16 protein-coding genes are annotated in these 16727 nt (G+C 71.9%); 9 read left to right on the forward strand and 7 right to left on the reverse strand.

The annotated features are described in order from the left end of the window. Positions 1-128: 128 nt before the first annotated feature. Positions 129-383, reverse strand: coding sequence for a hypothetical protein (locus M8C11_RS30630; RefSeq protein ID WP_308212780.1), 255 nt, complete (start codon positions 381-383; stop codon positions 129-131). A gap of 873 nt (positions 384-1256) precedes the next feature. On the opposite strand from M8C11_RS30630, the gene M8C11_RS23505 reads away from it, so the two are divergent. Genes M8C11_RS23505 through M8C11_RS23515 form a run of 3 tightly spaced genes read left to right on the forward strand, consistent with a single transcriptional unit; the run spans position 1257 to position 3651 of the window. Continuing rightward, positions 1257-2321: a S8 family serine peptidase gene (locus M8C11_RS23505; RefSeq protein WP_252453253.1), complete on the forward strand. Its 1065-nt coding sequence runs from the start codon at positions 1257-1259 to the stop codon at positions 2319-2321. Positions 2322-2331: 10 nt separating this feature from the next. Next, on the forward strand, positions 2332-2988 hold the full coding sequence (locus tag M8C11_RS23510) for a nucleoside triphosphate pyrophosphatase (protein WP_121684327.1): 657 nt from the start codon (positions 2332-2334) through the stop codon (positions 2986-2988). 9 nt (positions 2989-2997) lie between these two features. Further along, positions 2998-3651 (forward strand): O-methyltransferase, encoded by a 654-nt coding sequence (locus M8C11_RS23515; protein WP_121684328.1) that lies wholly within the window; start codon positions 2998-3000, stop codon positions 3649-3651. A gap of 77 nt (positions 3652-3728) precedes the next feature. Here M8C11_RS23515 and M8C11_RS23520 read toward each other — a convergent pair whose 3' ends face one another. From M8C11_RS23520 to M8C11_RS23535, 4 genes are all read right to left on the reverse strand, one after another. Next, entirely contained in the window at positions 3729-5147 is a 1419-nt protein-coding gene (locus M8C11_RS23520) for a sugar MFS transporter (RefSeq protein WP_252453157.1), read from the reverse strand. 62 nt (positions 5148-5209) lie between these two features. Further along, positions 5210-5965, reverse strand: a complete 756-nt coding sequence (locus tag M8C11_RS23525; RefSeq protein ID WP_013284036.1) for an ABC transporter permease — start codon at positions 5963-5965, stop codon at positions 5210-5212. 17 nt (positions 5966-5982) lie between these two features. Then, positions 5983-6942, reverse strand: coding sequence for an ATP-binding cassette domain-containing protein (locus M8C11_RS23530; RefSeq protein ID WP_252453159.1), 960 nt, complete (start codon positions 6940-6942; stop codon positions 5983-5985). 127 nt (positions 6943-7069) lie between these two features. Next, positions 7070-7660: a PadR family transcriptional regulator gene (locus M8C11_RS23535; protein WP_120571651.1), complete on the reverse strand. Its 591-nt coding sequence runs from the start codon at positions 7658-7660 to the stop codon at positions 7070-7072. A gap of 132 nt (positions 7661-7792) precedes the next feature. On the opposite strand from M8C11_RS23535, the gene M8C11_RS23540 reads away from it, so the two are divergent. Beyond that, positions 7793-9544, forward strand: a complete 1752-nt coding sequence (locus M8C11_RS23540; protein ID WP_252453161.1) for a biotin carboxylase N-terminal domain-containing protein — start codon at positions 7793-7795, stop codon at positions 9542-9544. Between the two features lie 70 nt (positions 9545-9614). Further along, on the forward strand, positions 9615-11054 hold the full coding sequence (locus tag M8C11_RS23545; RefSeq protein WP_252453163.1) for a GuaB1 family IMP dehydrogenase-related protein: 1440 nt from the start codon (positions 9615-9617) through the stop codon (positions 11052-11054). A gap of 21 nt (positions 11055-11075) precedes the next feature. Here the strand turns inward: M8C11_RS23545 and M8C11_RS23550 are convergent, their stop codons facing one another. Then, positions 11076-11615, reverse strand: a complete 540-nt coding sequence (locus tag M8C11_RS23550; RefSeq protein WP_252453165.1) for a TetR/AcrR family transcriptional regulator — start codon at positions 11613-11615, stop codon at positions 11076-11078. An 85-nt stretch (positions 11616-11700) separates the two neighbouring features. Between M8C11_RS23550 and M8C11_RS23555 the strand changes: the two genes are divergently transcribed. Then, on the forward strand, positions 11701-12144 hold the full coding sequence (locus tag M8C11_RS23555; protein WP_120571655.1) for a DoxX family membrane protein: 444 nt from the start codon (positions 11701-11703) through the stop codon (positions 12142-12144). A gap of 70 nt (positions 12145-12214) precedes the next feature. Here M8C11_RS23555 and M8C11_RS23560 read toward each other — a convergent pair whose 3' ends face one another. Next, complete coding sequence (locus M8C11_RS23560; protein ID WP_252453168.1) at positions 12215-13837, reverse strand: DHA2 family efflux MFS transporter permease subunit; 1623 nt, start codon at positions 13835-13837, stop codon at positions 12215-12217. 54 nt (positions 13838-13891) lie between these two features. Here M8C11_RS23560 and M8C11_RS23565 point away from each other — a divergent pair, with 54 nt between their 5' ends. The 3 genes from M8C11_RS23565 to M8C11_RS23575 all read left to right on the forward strand — a co-directional run bounded on the left by M8C11_RS23565 (position 13892) and on the right by M8C11_RS23575 (position 16717). Continuing rightward, a complete protein-coding gene (locus M8C11_RS23565; protein WP_252453171.1) occupies positions 13892-14407 on the forward strand; it encodes a MarR family winged helix-turn-helix transcriptional regulator in 516 nt (171 codons plus the stop codon). Positions 14408-14468: 61 nt separating this feature from the next. Continuing rightward, positions 14469-14990, forward strand: a complete 522-nt coding sequence (locus M8C11_RS23570) for a MarR family winged helix-turn-helix transcriptional regulator (RefSeq protein WP_252453174.1) — start codon at positions 14469-14471, stop codon at positions 14988-14990. Next, a complete protein-coding gene (locus M8C11_RS23575) occupies positions 14984-16717 on the forward strand; it encodes an ABC transporter ATP-binding protein (protein ID WP_120571656.1) in 1734 nt (577 codons plus the stop codon). Before M8C11_RS23570 ends, M8C11_RS23575 begins: the two co-directional genes overlap by 7 nt. The last annotated feature ends 10 nt before the right edge of the window (positions 16718-16727 follow it).

Here is a 16727-nt window from a genome sequence, read left to right on the forward strand (position 1 = left end):
CGCGAATACCGGCGCGGCCTGGCCGAGGCGTGGCCGCCGGAGACCAACACCGCCGCGCGGGCGTACATCGGCGAACTCGACCAGCTCATCGACCGCGTGCAGCGCACCCACGACGCCGCCGCCGCGAACTACGACGCGCTGGCAGCCGCCGCCCGCGCCATCGGCAGCGCGCGGGCCGAGCTGCAACCGCTGCACGAGGAGTACGCGAAGAAGCTGCGGCAGAAGCAGGCGTACGAGGCGACGATCGCCGACCCGAAGGCGGTGGCGGGAAGCCGGTTGCCGGAACGGCCCCCGGTGACGGACGACGACCTGGAGCAGTTGAACGTACGGGCGCGCGGGTTGATGACGGGGTTGAGCGGCGAACTCCAGCACGCCCAGGTCATGCTCCAGCGCCCGCCCGCGCCTGTCCGGCCGGCGCCACGGGCCGACCCGCATTCGTCTGACCCGTATTTCGGCTCAGATCCGGCACCGGTCATCCCTCCTATCGTCGCAGTCCCGATTACGCCACCCGCACCGATCAGCGGGCGTCGATCGAATGTCGCCAAGAACCCGTCAGTTCAGCCAAGCAGCCCTTCTACGAGCGGTGTTATAGGCGGAGGTCCGATCCTGGGCAATGCGGGTTTAGGAACACCTGTCCAAGCGATGCCACCTGGAGCCGCATCCCCTTCTACTCCTAATACGCCCTCCGGCACCTCTGGCATCCCCCTTCCCGCGGCACCCAATCGCGGCACAAGCTTGAGCCCGATCGGGAACGATCCAGTTGCTGGGAAGAGCACTAACCGATCACTTCCGCCGCGTCCGACCGGAACAAACGGAGTGATCCCGGGAGTCCCCCTCGGCCAGCCCGCCGTGGGCGGCCCCACTAGGCGCGTCAATCCTCCGGGTGGAGTTATCGGGGGAGGCGCCGCCGGCACTGCGCCGACAGGAGCTGCAGGGTCTCGACCGAATACGGGGAGAGGTCCACACATTGGTACACCAGGGTTGACCCCCCTCGGCGGCGCTCCCGGCCTGCCTCCTACCCATGGGAGGCAGAACAGCAACGGCTTAGATAGAGACTTGGAACGGCGCTGGGATCCGGACAATCCCTGGGAAGTCGAACGCGGTGTGGATCCAATATTGGAGCCGCCTGACGAGGGACCGATCGACCCTGGGCCTGCCATAGGCTTCAATCGGTGATTCCCCACGCACTGCTGGTGGCACGAAGCGTAGCCGCGTCACTCGCAATCTCGCTCAGCCCTGGCCTGGCAACATCGGCCATGCCACCCGCCGCGGACGGGTCGGAGCGGGTAAGGGGTGACCAGTGGCATCTAGGCTTTTTGAGAACTGCAGAAGCCCACGAGATCAGTCAGGGCGAAGGGATCGTTGTAGCAGTTCCGGACACTGGGGTCGAAGCTCACCCGGATCTAGAGAAGAACTTGCTTCCAGGAACAGATGTGATTACGGGAGGAAGCGGGGACGGCCTTCGGGATACGAATAGCCACGGAACCGGCATGGCTGGCCTCATTGCGGCGCACGGGCGCGGAGGCACTCGTGGGGCACTCGGGGTGGCACCAAAGTCCAAGATTCTCCCGATCTTCGACACACCGACGAACGGACTGGGCCAACCCGACGATTTAGCAGCCAGCGTGGAGTATGCGATAGCTGAACATGTAGACGTAATTAGCATCTCTGCGGCCAGCACCCCAACCCCTCGCTTGCAATCTGCGATAAGGGCTGCACTTGAAGCGAACATCGTCGTAGTGGCAGCCGTCGGGAATCTCCCGAGCGAAACGTCGATTAGCTATCCGGCGTCCGAGCAGGGCGTGATCGCCGTAGGCGGCGCTGATAGACAGGGCGACAAGGCCGAATTCTCGGTTGAGGGGACGGATGTGGATCTCCTCGCACCTGCAGTCGACATCTACACCACGAGCCTCGCAGGTCGATACCGCCGCAGTAGCGGCACGTCGGATGCGACTGCGATCGTTGCCGGGGCTGCTGCTCTCATCCGCTCCAAGTACCCCAACCTCCCTGCCCAGGAAGTCGCCCACCGGCTGACCGCCACCGCCGTCGACAAGGGACCACCCGGCCGCGACGACCAGTACGGCTACGGCGTCATCGACCTCGTCGCCGCGCTCACCGCCGACGTCCCCCCGCTCGGCTTCGAGTCCTCCAACGTCACCCCACCGGCATCGGCGGAGGCAGCCCCGGACAAGGGCGCCGACAGCAGCGCGACCGTACGCGGACTCGCGACCCTGGGTGTGCTGGTGGCGGCGGGTGGCGGCTACCTGTTCTGGCGGCGCCGCCGACGCGCCGACGACCCGCCGCCGAGGGTCAGCCGGTAGCGTCGGCGGGGTGTCGACCTCCGTACCGGTGCGCCTCGTGCTCGCCTCGCAGTCCCCCGCCCGCCGCAAGCTGCTCCAGGCCGCCGGGATCGAGCCCGACGTGTTGGTCAGCGGCGTGGACGAGTCGCAGGTGGTGAGCGATCGGGCCGAGGATCTGTGCCTGGAACTGGCCCGGCTGAAGACGCAAGCCGTACGCGATCGGCTGCGGCCCTCTCCGGACGAGCGCACGCTGGTGCTCGGCTGCGACTCGGTGCTCGCCTTCGACGGCGAGATCCTCGGCAAGCCTGACGACGCGGCGGACGCGACCCGGCGGTGGCAGCGGATGCGTGGGCGCAGCGGCGTCCTGCACACCGGGCACTGCCTGATCGACGTGACCCACGAGTCCCGGGCCGAGGCGGTCGCCTCGACCACCGTGCACTTCGCCGACATCAGCGACGACGAGATCGCCGCGTACGTGGCGACCGGCGAGCCGCTGGCCGTGGCCGGCGCGTTCACCATCGACGGGCTGGGCGGGGCGTTCCTGACCGGGATCGAGGGCGACCCGGGCACGGTGGTGGGGTTGTCCCTGCCGTTGCTGCGCCGGCTGCTCGCCGAGGTGGACCTGAGCATCGTCGACCTGTGGACGAAGGTCGCGCCCGGGGGCCAGGAGATCGAACATCTCGGCTAACGTCCGGACATGACCACGAAGCCGCTGCCGCTCACCCCGGAACTGCACGCCTACCTGGTGGCCCACGGCTCAGCGCCGGACGAGATCGTCCGGGAGCTGGCCGAGGAGACCCTCGCGGCCCTGCCCGCCGAGGCGGTCATGCAGGTCGCGCCGGAGCAGGCCGCGTTCCTGACGTTCCTGACCCGGCTGCTCGGCGTACGGCAGGCGGTCGAGGTGGGCACGTTCACCGGCCTCTCCTCGCTGGCGATCGCCCGCGGGCTGGCCGAGGGCGGGCGGTTGACCTGCTTCGACATCTCCGAGGAGTACACGGGCGTGGCCCGGCGCTACTGGGAGCGCGCCGGTGTGCAGGACCGGATCGAGCTGCGCATCGGCCCGGCCGCCCAGACGCTGCGCGAGCTGCCCCGCGAGCGTTACCTGGACTTCGCGTTCATCGACGCGGACAAGGTCGGCTACCCGATCTACTGGGACGAGCTGGTACCCCGCATGCGTCCCGGCGCGGTGATCGCCGTCGACAACACGCTGCGCGACGGCCGCGTGCTCGCCCCGCGCAACGCCGACGACCGGGCCATCGCCGCCTTCAACGACGCGGTGATCGCTGACGTCCGCGTCGAGGCGGTCATGCTGCCGATCGCCGACGGTGTGACACTCGCCCGGGTGCTCTGAACCGGCCGGACACAACCTCGCCGTGGTGGCGGTATCCCTGATCGCCGGAAGCCGCCACCACGCCGGAATGGAGTCGATCAAGCAGCGCGGACCGGCACGCGCAGGGCCCGGCCCAGCCGCACCGTGAGCAGCACCGCGACCGCGATGAACACGGGCAGCAGCAGGAACGCCGGGTGCGGGCCGACGCCGTCGGCCACCCACCCGAGCGCCACCGGCGCGATCCCGAAACCCACACCCATCGAGTACGCGGACCAGCCCGCCGCCTTGTCGGCGGCCGGACCGGCCACGGCCAGCGCGATCGAGATCGCCAACGGGTAGTGCAGCGCATTGCCGAGCCCGAGCACGACCAGCCCGGTGACCGCCAGCCAGCCGACCGTGCTGGCCCAGAACAGCGCGAACCCGGCCAGCGAGACGGTGAGCGCGCCGAGCAGCAGCGGTACCGGCGCCCAGCGCAGCGCGGCCCGGCCACCGGCGATCCGGCCGGCGAACATGCCGCAGACGATCGCGGCTACCGCTGCCGACGCCCCGCCCGCGCTCAGCCCGGCGTGGGTCCGCAGCACGTCGGCGGTCCACAACGACAGGCACACCTCGATCGACCCGGTGACGGACATCAGGACCCAGGCGATCCAGTACGCACGCGGCAGCCGCCCCGCCGCCCCACGCAGCCCCGAGGCGGGCACCTCCGAAGCGGGCATCCCCGAAGCGGGCACGACCGAAGCGGGCACAGGCGCGGCGTTCTCGGACACCCCGGCGACGGGAGCGCCCAACGCGGGCACGGCGGGAGCCGGCGCGCCGGCATCGGACGCGCCGAAGGCAGGGACGGCCGTAGCGGGCACGACGGCTTCGGCCACCCCGGAACCGGGGACGGCGGGCACCCGGGTGGGGGCGGCGACGGGGACCGGCATGCCGGCAGCCGCGTCAGCGGGGGCGCGTCGCGGCCCGCGTACCCGGAAAGTCAGGGCGGCGAGCGCGACCAGCGTGATCAGCCCGACCTCGACGGCCATCAGCGGCCGCCAGCCGAGACCGGCGTCGACGGTGGCGCCGATGGTCAGCGGCGCCAGGATGCCCATGCCGGCGCAGGCCGCGTTGGCCTCGGTGAGTGCGGCGGGGGCGGCGGGTCCGTGCCGGGCGGTGAGCACCACGCTCACGCCGCTGACGACCATCATGCCGAAGGTGGCGATGACCGCGACGGCGGCGAGCGTCGCGGGTAGCGGGCGGAGCAGGCCGAGCGCGGTGACGCCGACGGCGACGCCGGCGAGGCCGAGCCAGATGGCGGGGCCGCGCCCGAGGCGGCGGGCGGCCGGGGCGAACAGCGCGCCGCCGGCGAGCGCGCCCACAGCGATGCCGGTGCTGTGCAGGCCGGCGACGGCGGCGCTGGTGCCCTGTTCGTCGCGGAGCAGGGGGACGACCGGGCCGAACCCGTAGAGGAAGAAGCCCCAGAGACCGAGCTGGGCGTAGGTCAGCCAGGTGATCCGGTCACGGGTGAGGCGGGGCACCGGCCCACGCTACGCGCGTGACACCGGTGCCCCCTGCCTGCTGAGAGGTACGTCTCCCCTGCTCAGCGGACGCTGCGGGCGAACTGGCGGGCGGCCCAGAAGACACCCGCGGCGGCGAGCACCGCGATGATGCCGAGGCCCTGCCAGACGCGGTCGTTGCCGAGGTCGCCGTTGAACAGCGCGCGGGTGCCCTCGACCGCCCAGGAGAACGGGTTCCACTTGGCCACGCCCTGGAGCCAGCCGGGGGCGAAGGTGAGCGGCAGCAGGATGCCGGAGAGCAGCAGCACCGGCTGCGCGACGGTGTTCATCAGCGGGGCGAGCGCGTCCTCGCTCTTGACCTTGAGCGCGATGCCGTAGGAGACGGCCGAGGTCATCAGCGCGATGAGGGCGAGCATCAGGTACGCCAGGAGCAGGTTGCCGATGAACACGCGCAGGTCGAACGCGAGCGCCAGCAGCGTGATGATGATCGCCTGCGCGATCAGGGAGACCACGTCGCGCAGCGAGCGGCCGAGCAGCAGGGCGAGCCGGCTGACCGGGGTGACCCGGGAGCGTTCGATCACGCCGGCGCGCAGCTCGGCGATCAGGCCGAAGCCCTGGAAGAGGCCGCCGAAGATGGCCAGCAGCACGAGCAGGCCGGGCACGAAGATCTTGTACGCGGCGGCCTGGGTGGGCGCGTTCAGCGCCGGCTTGAGCAGCGGGGCGAACAGGAGCAGGTACATCACCGGCTGGAAGACGCCGACGAAGATCCACACCGGGTTGCGCAGCAGCAGTTGCGTCTGGCGCTGGAAGATCAGCCAGGTGTCGCGGGCGAGTTTCATGACAGCTTCTCCGGGGGTCAGGACTCGCGCAGCGAGCGGCCGGTCTTGGTGAGGAAGACGTCGTCGAGGCTGGGGCGGTGCAGCTCGATCGAGCGCAGGTCCAGCCCGGCGTGGTCGAGGCGGCGCAGCACCTGCGGGATGGCGGTGGCGCCCTCGTCGACGTAGAGGCGCAGGCCGCCCTCGTCGACGGTCTCCAGTTTGCTCACGTACGCCTCGGTGTCGAGCAGCTCGGCGGCGCGCGGGGTGCTCGGCGCGTCCAGGCCGACGATCACCACCTCACCGGAGATCTCCCGCTTCAGCTCGGCCGGTGTCCCCTCGGCGACCACCTCGCCGTGATCCATGATCGCGATGCGGTCGCAGAGCGCGTCCGCCTCGTCCAGGTAGTGCGTGGTGATGAAGACGGTCATCCCCTCGGTACGCAGCCGGCGGATCTCGTCCCACATGTGCGCACGGCTCTGCGGGTCGAGGCCGGTGGTCGGCTCGTCCAGGAAGACGATCTTCGGCTCGTGGATGATGCCGAGCGCGATCTCGACGCGCCGGCGCTGGCCGCCGGAGTAGGTCTTGCACTTGCGGTCGGCGTACTCGACGAGCTGGAACGCTTCGAGCGCGCGCTCGGCACGGCGGTGCGCGTCGGCCTTGCCGATGCCGTAGAGGCGGGCCTGGAGCACCAGCTCCTCGCGGGCGCTCGACTCGTCCCAGGTGCTGCCGCCCTGGGCCACGTACCCGATCCGGCGGCGCACCTCGGCCGGGTCCTTGCGCAGGTCGGCGTCGGCCACCGTGGCCTCGCCGCCGTCCGGCTCGATGAGCGTGGCGAGCATCCGCAGCGTGGTGGTCTTGCCGGCGCCGTTGGGCCCGAGGAAGCCGAAGATCTCCCCCGCTGCGACGTCGAGGTCGACGCCGCGGACCGCGTCCACTGTCTTCGTCTCGCGACCCGCGCGGGAGCGGTACGACTTCCGCAACCCCCTGGTCTCGATCATTTCTGCTCCTGGTCGTCCGGGCGGACCTGAGCGGCCGCCGATCGTCCGCGAGGACGCACGAATCCCCCGCGATTCACGCCGAGGCTAACGCGATATAGCTCTTTTGGTCAACGTTGATTATGTCGTGTCACCGCGATCCGTCGGACCAGCCCGACCAGCCCTCGGCCCGCTCCATCCCATCGGGCAGGTACGACACTCCCGACTCGATCCGCTCGGCGATCCGCTCGCACCAGGCCGACTCCGCCTCGGCGCGGGCCAGCCACAGCTCGAACATCCACCCGACGTGCACCGGCTTGCGGGTGCGCACCCAGTCCGAGTCCAACGAGGCGCGCGTCGACTCGACCCCGGCCCGGAGCAGGTTCGCCCGGTTGCGCAGCGCCGCGGCGGCCTCCTCGCGCGGCATCGCCGGCAGGAAGGAGAACGCCGCCACGAAGGGGTCCGGCGGCTCGTGGAGCTGCCACCACTGCGCCCGCAGCAACGTCTCGAACTCGTCCTCCCCCTTCGCTGTCACCTCGTACGTGGTGCGGGCCGGGCGGGCGCCCACCTGCTCGACCGAGACGGTCCGGAGCAGGCCCTCGTCGGTGAGTTTGCGCAGCGCGTGGTAGATCGAACCGGGCTGCACGTTGGCCCACTTGTCCGCACTCCAGCTCAGCAGTTCGCGGCGCACGTCGTAGCCGTGCACCGGCTGCATCCACCTGACCAGACCCAGAATCATCATCCGCGTTGCCGACACGGGACAAGCGTAATAACCAAGTTTGACTACAGTGCGGCATCCCACACTGAGCGATCGTTAGGCTCCGCAGCTCGGCCGCTAAACTCCCGGCAACGACCTCCCGGGAGGAGCCACAAGGTGCGCAAGGTTCTCATCGCCAACCGCGGCGAGATCGCCGTCCGCGTCATCCGCGCCTGCCGCGACGCCGGGCTGGCCAGCGTCGCCGTGTACGCGGACTCCGACCGGGACGCCCTGCACGCCACGCTCGCCGACGAGGCGTACGCCCTCGGCGGCGACACCGCCGCCGACAGCTACCTGCGCATCGACAAGCTGATCGACGTGGCGGCCCGCTCCGGCGCGGACGCGGTGCACCCCGGCTACGGCTTCCTCTCCGAGAACGCCGACTTCGCCCAGGCCGTCATCGACGCCGGGCTGACCTGGATCGGTCCCACCCCGCAGGCGATCCGCGACCTCGGCGACAAGGTGACCGCCCGGCACATCGCGCAGCGCGCCGGCGCGCCGCTGGTGCCCGGCACCCCGGACCCGGTCGGCAACGCGGACGAGGTGATGGCGTTCGCCGTCGACCACGGCCTGCCGGTCGCCATCAAGGCCGCGTTCGGCGGTGGCGGGCGCGGCCTCAAGGTCGCCCGCACCATGGAGGAGATCCCGCACCTGTTCGAGTCGGCCACCCGCGAGGCGGTCGCCGCGTTCGGGCGGGGCGAGTGCTTCGTCGAGCGCTACCTGGACAAGCCGCGCCACGTCGAGGCGCAGGTGCTGGCCGACCAGCACGGCAACGTGATCGTGGTGGGCACCCGGGACTGCTCGTTGCAGCGCCGCCACCAGAAACTGGTCGAGGAGGCGCCCGCGCCGTTCCTCACCGACGCCCAGCGGGCCCAGATCCACGACAGCGCCAAGGCCATCTGCCGGGAGGCCGGCTACCACGGCGCCGGCACCGTGGAATACCTGGTCGGCGCGGACGGCACGATCTCGTTCCTGGAGGTCAACACGCGACTGCAGGTCGAGCACCCGGTCACCGAGGAGACCGCCGGCATCGACCTGGTGCGCGAGCAGTTCCGCATCGCCGACGGGGAGAAGCTGCGCTTCATCGAGGACCCGACGCCGCGCGGGCACGCCATCGAGTTCCGGATCAACGGTGAGGACCCGGGCCGCAACTTCCTGCCCGCCCCGGGCACCGTCACCGCGCTGCGCCTGCCCTCCGGGCCGGGCGTGCGGGTCGACACCGGCATCTCGGCCGGCGACGTGATCGGCGGCAACTTCGACTCGCTGCTGGCCAAGGTGATCATCGTCGGCGAGACGCGTACCGAGGCGCTGGAGCGGGCCCGCCGCGCGCTCGACGAGATGGTGGTCGACGGCATGGCCACCGCGCTGCCCTTCCACCGCCTGGTGATCCGCGACGAGGCGTTCACCGCCGAGCCGTTCACAGTGCACACCCGGTGGATCGAGACCGAGTGGGACAACACCGTCCCGGCCTTCACCGCCGGCGCGGGCGCCGCCGACGAGCCGGCCGGGCGCGAGACCGTCGTGGTCGAGGTGGGCGGCAAGCGGCTGGAGGTCGTCCTCCCCGCCGGTCTGGGCGCGGGTACGGCGGCAGCCGCGCCCGCCGCGAAGAAGCCGGCCCGCCGGGGTGGCGGCGGCAAGGCGGGTGCCGCGGTCAGCGGTGACACGCTCACCTCCCCCATGCAGGGCACGATCGTGAAGATCGCCGTCGCGGACGGCGACGAGGTGGCCGAGGGCGACCTGGTCGTGGTGCTGGAGGCGATGAAGATGGAGCAGCCGCTGCACGCGCACAAGGCCGGCACGGTGAGCGGGCTCGCCGCCGAGGTCGGCGCGGTGATCACCGCCGGTGCGGCGATCTGCACCATCGCCTGACGACGCGAGCCGGGGGTGGTCTGAGCCACCACCGGCGGCGGGACCGCGCCCGGGCGGGAATGATGGCCGGGTGCGGTTCCTTCACGGCGCGGTCCCCGCGCACGACCTGACCTACAACGACGTCTTCATGGCGCCCAACCGTTCCGAGGTGGGCTCCCGGCTCGACGTCGACCTGGCCACCACCGACGGGACCGGCACCACGATCCCGCTGGTGGTGGCGAACATGACAGCCGTCGCGGGCCGGCGGATGGCCGAGACCGTGGCCCGGCGCGGCGCGGTGGCGGTGATCCCGCAGGACATCCCGATCGAGGTCGTCGCCAACGTGGTCGGCTGGGTCAAGCAGCGGCACCTGGTGCACGACACGGCGATCACGCTCGGCCCGACCGACACCGTCGGCGACGCCATCCACCTGCTGCCGAAGCGCTCGCACGGCGCGGTGGTCGTGGTCGACGCGGACGGGCGGCCGATGGGCGTGGTGACCGAGGCGGACACCGTCGGGGTGGACCGCTTCGCCCAGCTCCGGCACGTGATGTCGACCGAGCTGCACACCGTTCCGGCGGACGCGGACCCGCGTACCGGATTCGACCGGCTGTCGGCGGGCCGGCGGCGGCTCGCGCCGGTGGTGGACGGCGACGGCCGCCTGGTCGGGGTGCTGACCCGGCAGGGCGCGCTGCGCGCCACGCTCTACAAGCCCGCGGTGGACGACCGGGGACGGCTGCGGATCGCCGCCGCCGTGGGCATCAACGGCGACGTCACCGGCAAGGCCGCCGCGCTGCTGGAGGCCGGGGTGGACACGCTCGTCGTGGACACCGCGCACGGGCACCAGGAGCGGATGCTCCAGGCGCTGCGGGCGGTCCGCCGCCTCGACCCGCCGGTGCCGGTGGCGGCCGGGAACGTGGTGACCGCCGACGGCGTACGCGACCTGGTCGACGCGGGCGCGGACATCGTGAAGGTGGGCGTCGGTCCGGGCGCGATGTGCACCACCCGGATGATGACCGGCGTGGGCCGCCCGCAGTTCTCCGCGGTGCTCGACTGCGCCGCGGCGGCCCGTTCGCTGGGGCGGCACGTCTGGGCCGACGGCGGCGTACGGCACCCGCGGGACGTGGCGCTGGCGCTGGCCGCGGGCGCCTCGAACGTGATGATCGGCTCCTGGTTCGCCGGCACCTACGAGTCCCCCGGCGACCTCTACACCGACGCCGACGGGCGGCGCTACAAGGAGAGCTTCGGGATGGCGTCGTCCCGTGCGGTGAGCGCCCGGACGGCCGAGGACAGCGCGTTCGACAGGGCCCGGAAGGCGATCTTCGAGGAGGGCATCTCCTCGGCCCGGATGTATCTGGACCCGAACCGGCCCGGCGTCGAGGACCTGATCGACGAGATCATCTCGGGGGTACGCAGCGCGTTCACGTACGCGGGCGCGCGCAGCCTGGAGGAGTTCCACGAGCGGGCGCTCGTCGGCGTGCAGAGCGCCGCCGGGTACACCGAGGGGATGCCGCTGCCGACGAGCTGGTGACGCCCCGGCCGGCCCGCCGGCTCAGTCGAACAACCGCCTGATCACGGTACGGGCGGCGGCCTCCGGGGCGTCGCCCACCCGGGGCGGCAGCGCGCCGGAGAGCCAGAGCGTGGCGAAGCCGTGCACGATCGACCAGGCGGCCAGCGCGTCCGTGTCCGGCTCCCGCCCGGTGTGCCGGGCCACGCCGCCGCGCAGCAGTGCCCCCGACCGCGCGCGGGCGGCGACCAGTTCCGGGTCGTCGGCCCGGTACAGCTCGGGCCGGAACATGACGTCGAAGTGCGCCCGGTGCCGCACCGCGAACCCGACGTAGGCCACGCCGGTGTCGAGCAGGTCGTCCCCGGCCTGCCGCAGCGCGTCGGCGAGCAGGTCGAAGCCCTGCGTGGCGAGCGCGGTGAGCAGCCCGGCCTTGTCGCCGAAGTGGTGTGCGGGCGCGGCGTGCGAGACGCCGGCGCGGCGGGCCAGCTCACGCAGGCTCAGCGCGGCCGGCCCGGACTCGGCGATCGCCTCGGCCGCGGTGCTCAGCAGGACGCGGCGGAGGTCGCCGTGGTGATACGAGGCCATGCCGTCACCCTAACTTGTCATTGACAAGATGACACCTGTCGCGCAATCTTGTCATCGACAAGATGCTCGTCGGAGGGATCGACAAATGGCACCCCTGATCGCACTCCTCGCCGGCACCGCGCTGGCCCGGATCGCCGGCCTGCTCGGCGTGGACGCCCTGGACGGGTGGCACCCCGCGCTGCGGGTCGGGCTGGCGCTGATGTTCGTGCTGACCGGCGTGGCCCACTTCGCGTCCCGCCGGGCAGACCTGATCGCGATGGTCCCGCCGTCGCTGCCCCGGCCCGACCTGCTGGTCACCGTGACCGGCGTGCTGGAACTGGCCGGCGCGCTCGCGCTGCTGTTCCCGGCCACGGCGCGCCCGGCGGCGGCCGGGCTGGTGCTGCTGATGCTCGCCATGTTCCCCGCGAACGTGTCCGCCGCGCGGCGTCGCCTCACGCTCGCCGGCCGTCCGGTGACCCCGCTCGGCGTCCGTACCGTGCTCCAGGTCGTCTTCGTGGCCGCCGCGCTGGCGGTGGCCGTCGGCGGATGACCCGCCGCCCACCCGGGCCGCCCGGGCCGACCCGGTGGCCCGCCGGGACGAGGGCCGGCGGGGCGCCGGCTCAGGCCCGGGCCGGCTCCGTCTCGGCCGGTGGGGAGTCCCCGGTCTCGTCGGCGCGGACCGTCGGCAGGCGCAGGCAGGCGATCAGGCCGATCAGCAGGAACCCGGCTCCGGCGAAGGCCGCGTACCGGGTGGCGTCGGAGAAAGCCGCCTTCGCCTCCGCGGCGATCGGGGCGGTACGCGGGTCCGCCTCCAGACCGCCGATCGCCGCACCGGCGCTCTCCTTCACCGCGCTCACCACCTGGTCCCGCTGAGCGGGGGTGAGTCCGGGCTGGTCGGCGAGGCGGTCGCCGAGCAGCCCGCCGAGACCGGCGAAGAGCACGGTGCCGAGCACCGCGATGCCGAGCGCGGAGCCGACCTGCCGAGCGGTGCTCTGCAGGCCCGAACCCTGGCCGCTGCGACGTACCGGCACCTGCGACAGGGAGACGCCGGTGAGCTGGGCGGTGGCCAGGCCGACGCCGACGCCGTACACGAACAGGAAGCCCAGCGGCGCCCACCAGCTGGTGTCCGGCGCGACCACGAACCCGAGCCCGGCGACGCCGACCAGCTCGGCGGCGACGCCGAGCTGGACCACCCGGGCCGCGCCCCAGCGCTGGGTCAGCGGCGCGCCGATGCCGCTGGCCAGGAAGCTGCCGACGGCGAGCGGCAGCAGCGCCAGACCGGTGCGGAAGGCGCTGTAGCCGAGCACGTTCTGGAACCAAAGTGGCAGCGCGAACAGCAGGCCGAACTCGCCGAGGCTGACGATCGCGGCGGCCAGGATGCCGTTGCGGAACGAGCCGATGCCGAACAGCGACAGGTCGAGCAGTGCCGGACGGCCGGCCCGGTTGCGGCGTACCTGCTGGGCCAGGAAGATCCCGAGTGCGACGAGGCCGACCAGCGCGGCCACCGGCACCGGCGAGATCGACGCGGTCCAGTCGAGCCCGAACAGGCGCAACGGCCGCTCCCGCTCCCACCAGCCGTAGGTGCGGCCCTCGATCAGCGCGAAGACCACGCCGGTCATGCCGATCACCGAGAGCAGCGCGCCGAGCAGGTCCAGGCCGCGCTCGGCCCGCTCGTCGCGGGACTCGGCCACCAGCACGAGCGTCGCCACGATCACGGCCAGGCTGACCGGGACGTTGATGCCGAAGGCCCACCGCCAGGAGTACGTGGTGGTGAGCCAGCCGCCGAGCAGCGGTCCGAGCGCCGCCGCGCCACCGATCGTGGAGCCCCAGACGGCGAACGCGATGCCCTTCTCCCGGCCGGTGAAGTTGGCGTTGAGCAGGGAGAGCGAGGTGGGGAGCATCATCGCCCCGCCGACGCCCTGGAGCACCCGGGAGGCGATCAGTGTCTCGCCGGAGCCGGCGAGCGCCGCGAGCACGCTCGCGACCACGAACACGGTGACGCCGACGAGGAACATCCGCCGCCGCCCGGACCGGTCGGCGAAGCGGCCGGCGACCAGCAGCAACGCGGCGAAGACCAGGGTGTACGCCTCCTGCACCCACTGCGCGTCGGTGGAGGTGATGTCGAGGTCCCGGATGATCTGCGGCACCGCGACGTTCACGATCGTGGCGTCCACGATGATCATCGCTACGCCGAGGCTGATGGCCAGCAGCCCGAACCAGCGTCCGCGCCCGTCGCCGCGCATTGCGCCCTCCCTTTAGCTAGATTTTCTAGCTACCTGAGATGCTAGCTTTATCCCATGGAGGGGGTGCCGTCAACCGGAGAGCCCGCGCCGGGTCCGCCGCCGAGCAGCGAGGCCTCCCGCGCGCTGCGCGACGTGCTGCGGATCGCCGGGGACACCCGGGCCGCGCTGGCCCGCCGCCTGGGCATCAACGCGACCGACGCCGCGGCGATCGACCACCTGGTCTCCAGCCCGGAGCCGCTGGGCCCGGTCGAGCTGGGCAACCGGCTCGGCATCCGGTCCGCCTCCGCGACCACGCTCGTCGACCGGCTCGTGCAGGCCGGCCACGTCGCCCGGACCCCGCACCCGCACGACCGGCGGCGGCTCAGCCTCCAGGTGACCGAGAGCGCCGTGGGTGAGGTGCTGGAGGCGCTGCGCCCGATGCTCGTCGGGGTCGACCGGGCGGTCGCCCGGCTCACCCCCGAGCAGGCCGAGGCCACCTCGGCGTTCCTGCGCGAGGTCGCGGACGTCATGCGGGAGTACGTCGCCACCGCCCCGGACGAGCCGCCGCGCGCCCGCGCGGACCGCGGCTGAGGAGATTCTCAGAAATAGTTTGGGCCCTGATGGTTCGGGAGCTAATCTGACGCTCGTGAACATGGGCCCGCTCGTCCGCTTCCCCGACGCGTTGCACCACGCGCCACTCGGCCGGCTGATCTCGATCGCCGGTCACGTCGTCGAGCAGCACTGGGGGCGTTACCTGGCCGAACACCACGGGCTCACGTCCGCCGGCATGCGGGTCCTGATGATCCTCCTCCGCTCCGGCGACGTTAGCCACCGAGAAATGGCCGAGCTGTGCTTCGTCCGGCCCGCCACGCTCACCGGCATCGTGGACACCCTTGAACGCGACGGCTTCGTCAACCGCCGTCGCGCTCCGGAGGACCGCCGCACGGTCCGGCTCGCCCTGACCGACAAGGGCGGCGAGCACGCCCGCGCCATCATCGACATGATCCACAGCGACCGGCCGTTGACGTCGGTCGACGCCGACCCGGCGAACCGGGCGGTGATCCGCCAGTTCCTGATCGAAATCATCACCGGCATGTCCGACGGGGACCTCCGTCGGTTGAACCGGGACAGCGAGTCCGACACCGAGCCGCCAACGGGGAGCCATCCGTGTTGATCCGCCTGCTCCGCACACATCTGCGCCCGTACCGACGATGGCTGGCCGCCGTGGTGGCGTTCCAGTTCGTCGGCACCATCGCCTCGCTCTACCTGCCGAGCCTGAACGCCGACATCATCGACCGGGGCGTCGCGGTCGGCGACACCGACCAGATCATGCGTACGGGCGGGTGGATGCTGCTGGTCAGCCTGCTCCAGATCGCCTGCTCGATCGCCGCCGTCTACTTCGGCGCCAAGACCGCGATGGCCTTCGGCCGCGACGTACGCGGCTCGATCTTCCGGCGCGTCAACAGCTTCTCCGCCCGCGAGGTCGCCCGGTTCGGGGCGCCGTCCCTGATCACCCGTAACACCAACGACGTCCAGCAGGTGCAGATGCTGGTGCTGCTGAGCTGCACCATGCTGGTGGCCGCACCGATCATGAGCGTCGGTGGCGTGGTGATGGCGCTGCGCGAGGACGTCGGGCTCTCCTGGCTGATGCTGGTCTGCGTACCGGTGCTCGCGGTCGCGCTGGGCCTGATCATCCGCCGGATGGTGCCGGGCTTCCGGCTCATGCAGACCCGGATCGACACCGTCAACCGGGTGCTGCGCGAGCAGATCACCGGCATCCGGGTGGTCCGGGCGTTCGTCCGCGAGCCGTACGAGACCGACCGGTTCCGGGTCGCGAACACCGACCTGACCACCACCGCGCTGCGGATCGGGCGGCTCCAGGCGCTGATCTTCCCGATCGTGATGCTGGTGCTGAACGTCTCCAGCGTCGCGGTGCTCTGGTTCGGCGCGGCACGGGTCGACTCCGGTCAGATCCAGGTCGGCGCGCTCACCGCGTTCCTGCAGTACCTGATGCAGATCCTGATGGCGGTCATGATGGCCACCTTCATGCTGATGATGGTGCCCCGGGCGGCGGTCTGCGCCGAGCGCATCGAGGAGGTGCTGGACACCGACTCGTCGGTGGTGCCGGCGGCCGACCCGGTCACCGAGGTCACCGGCCGGGGCGAGCTGGAGTTGCGCGGCGCCGGATTCCAGTACCCGGGCGCGAGCGCCCCGGTGCTGCACGACATCTCGTTCCGCGCCGAACCGGGCCGGACCACAGCGATCATCGGCTCCACCGGCGCCGGCAAGACCACGCTGCTGACGCTCATCCCCCGGCTCGTCGACCCGACCGCCGGCGCGGTCCTGGTGGACGGCGTGGACGTACGGGACCTGGCCCCGGACGAACTGTGGCGGCGGATCGGGCTGGTGCCCCAGCGGCCGTACCTGTTCACCGGCACGGTCGCCAGCAACCTGCGCTACGGCAACCCGGACGCCACCGACGCCGACCTGTGGGCCGCGCTGGAGATCGCCCAGGCGCGCGACTTCGTCGCCGAGATGCCGGGCGGGCTGGAGGCGCCGATCGCGCAGGGCGGCACGAACGTCTCCGGCGGCCAGCGGCAACGCCTGGCCATCGCCCGCGCGCTCGTCCGCAAACCGGAGATCTATCTCTTCGACGACTCCTTCTCCGCGCTCGACCTCGGCACGGACGCCCGGCTGCGGGCCGCCCTCAAGCCGGTCACCGCGGACGCGGCGGTGGTGATCGTGGCCCAGCGGGTCTCCACGATCGTCGACGCCGACCAGATCATCGTGCTCGAGGACGGGGGTGTCGTCGGGATGGGACGACATGAGGAACTGCTGGAGAGCTGCCCCACGTACGCCGAGATCGTCGCGTCGCAGCAGACGGCGGAGGTGGCCGCGTGAGTGGGGGGAA

The sequence above is a fragment of the Micromonospora sp. CPM1 genome, assembly GCF_023896895.1.
Taxonomy (GTDB): Bacteria; Actinomycetota; Actinomycetes; order Mycobacteriales; family Micromonosporaceae; genus Micromonospora; species Micromonospora tulbaghiae.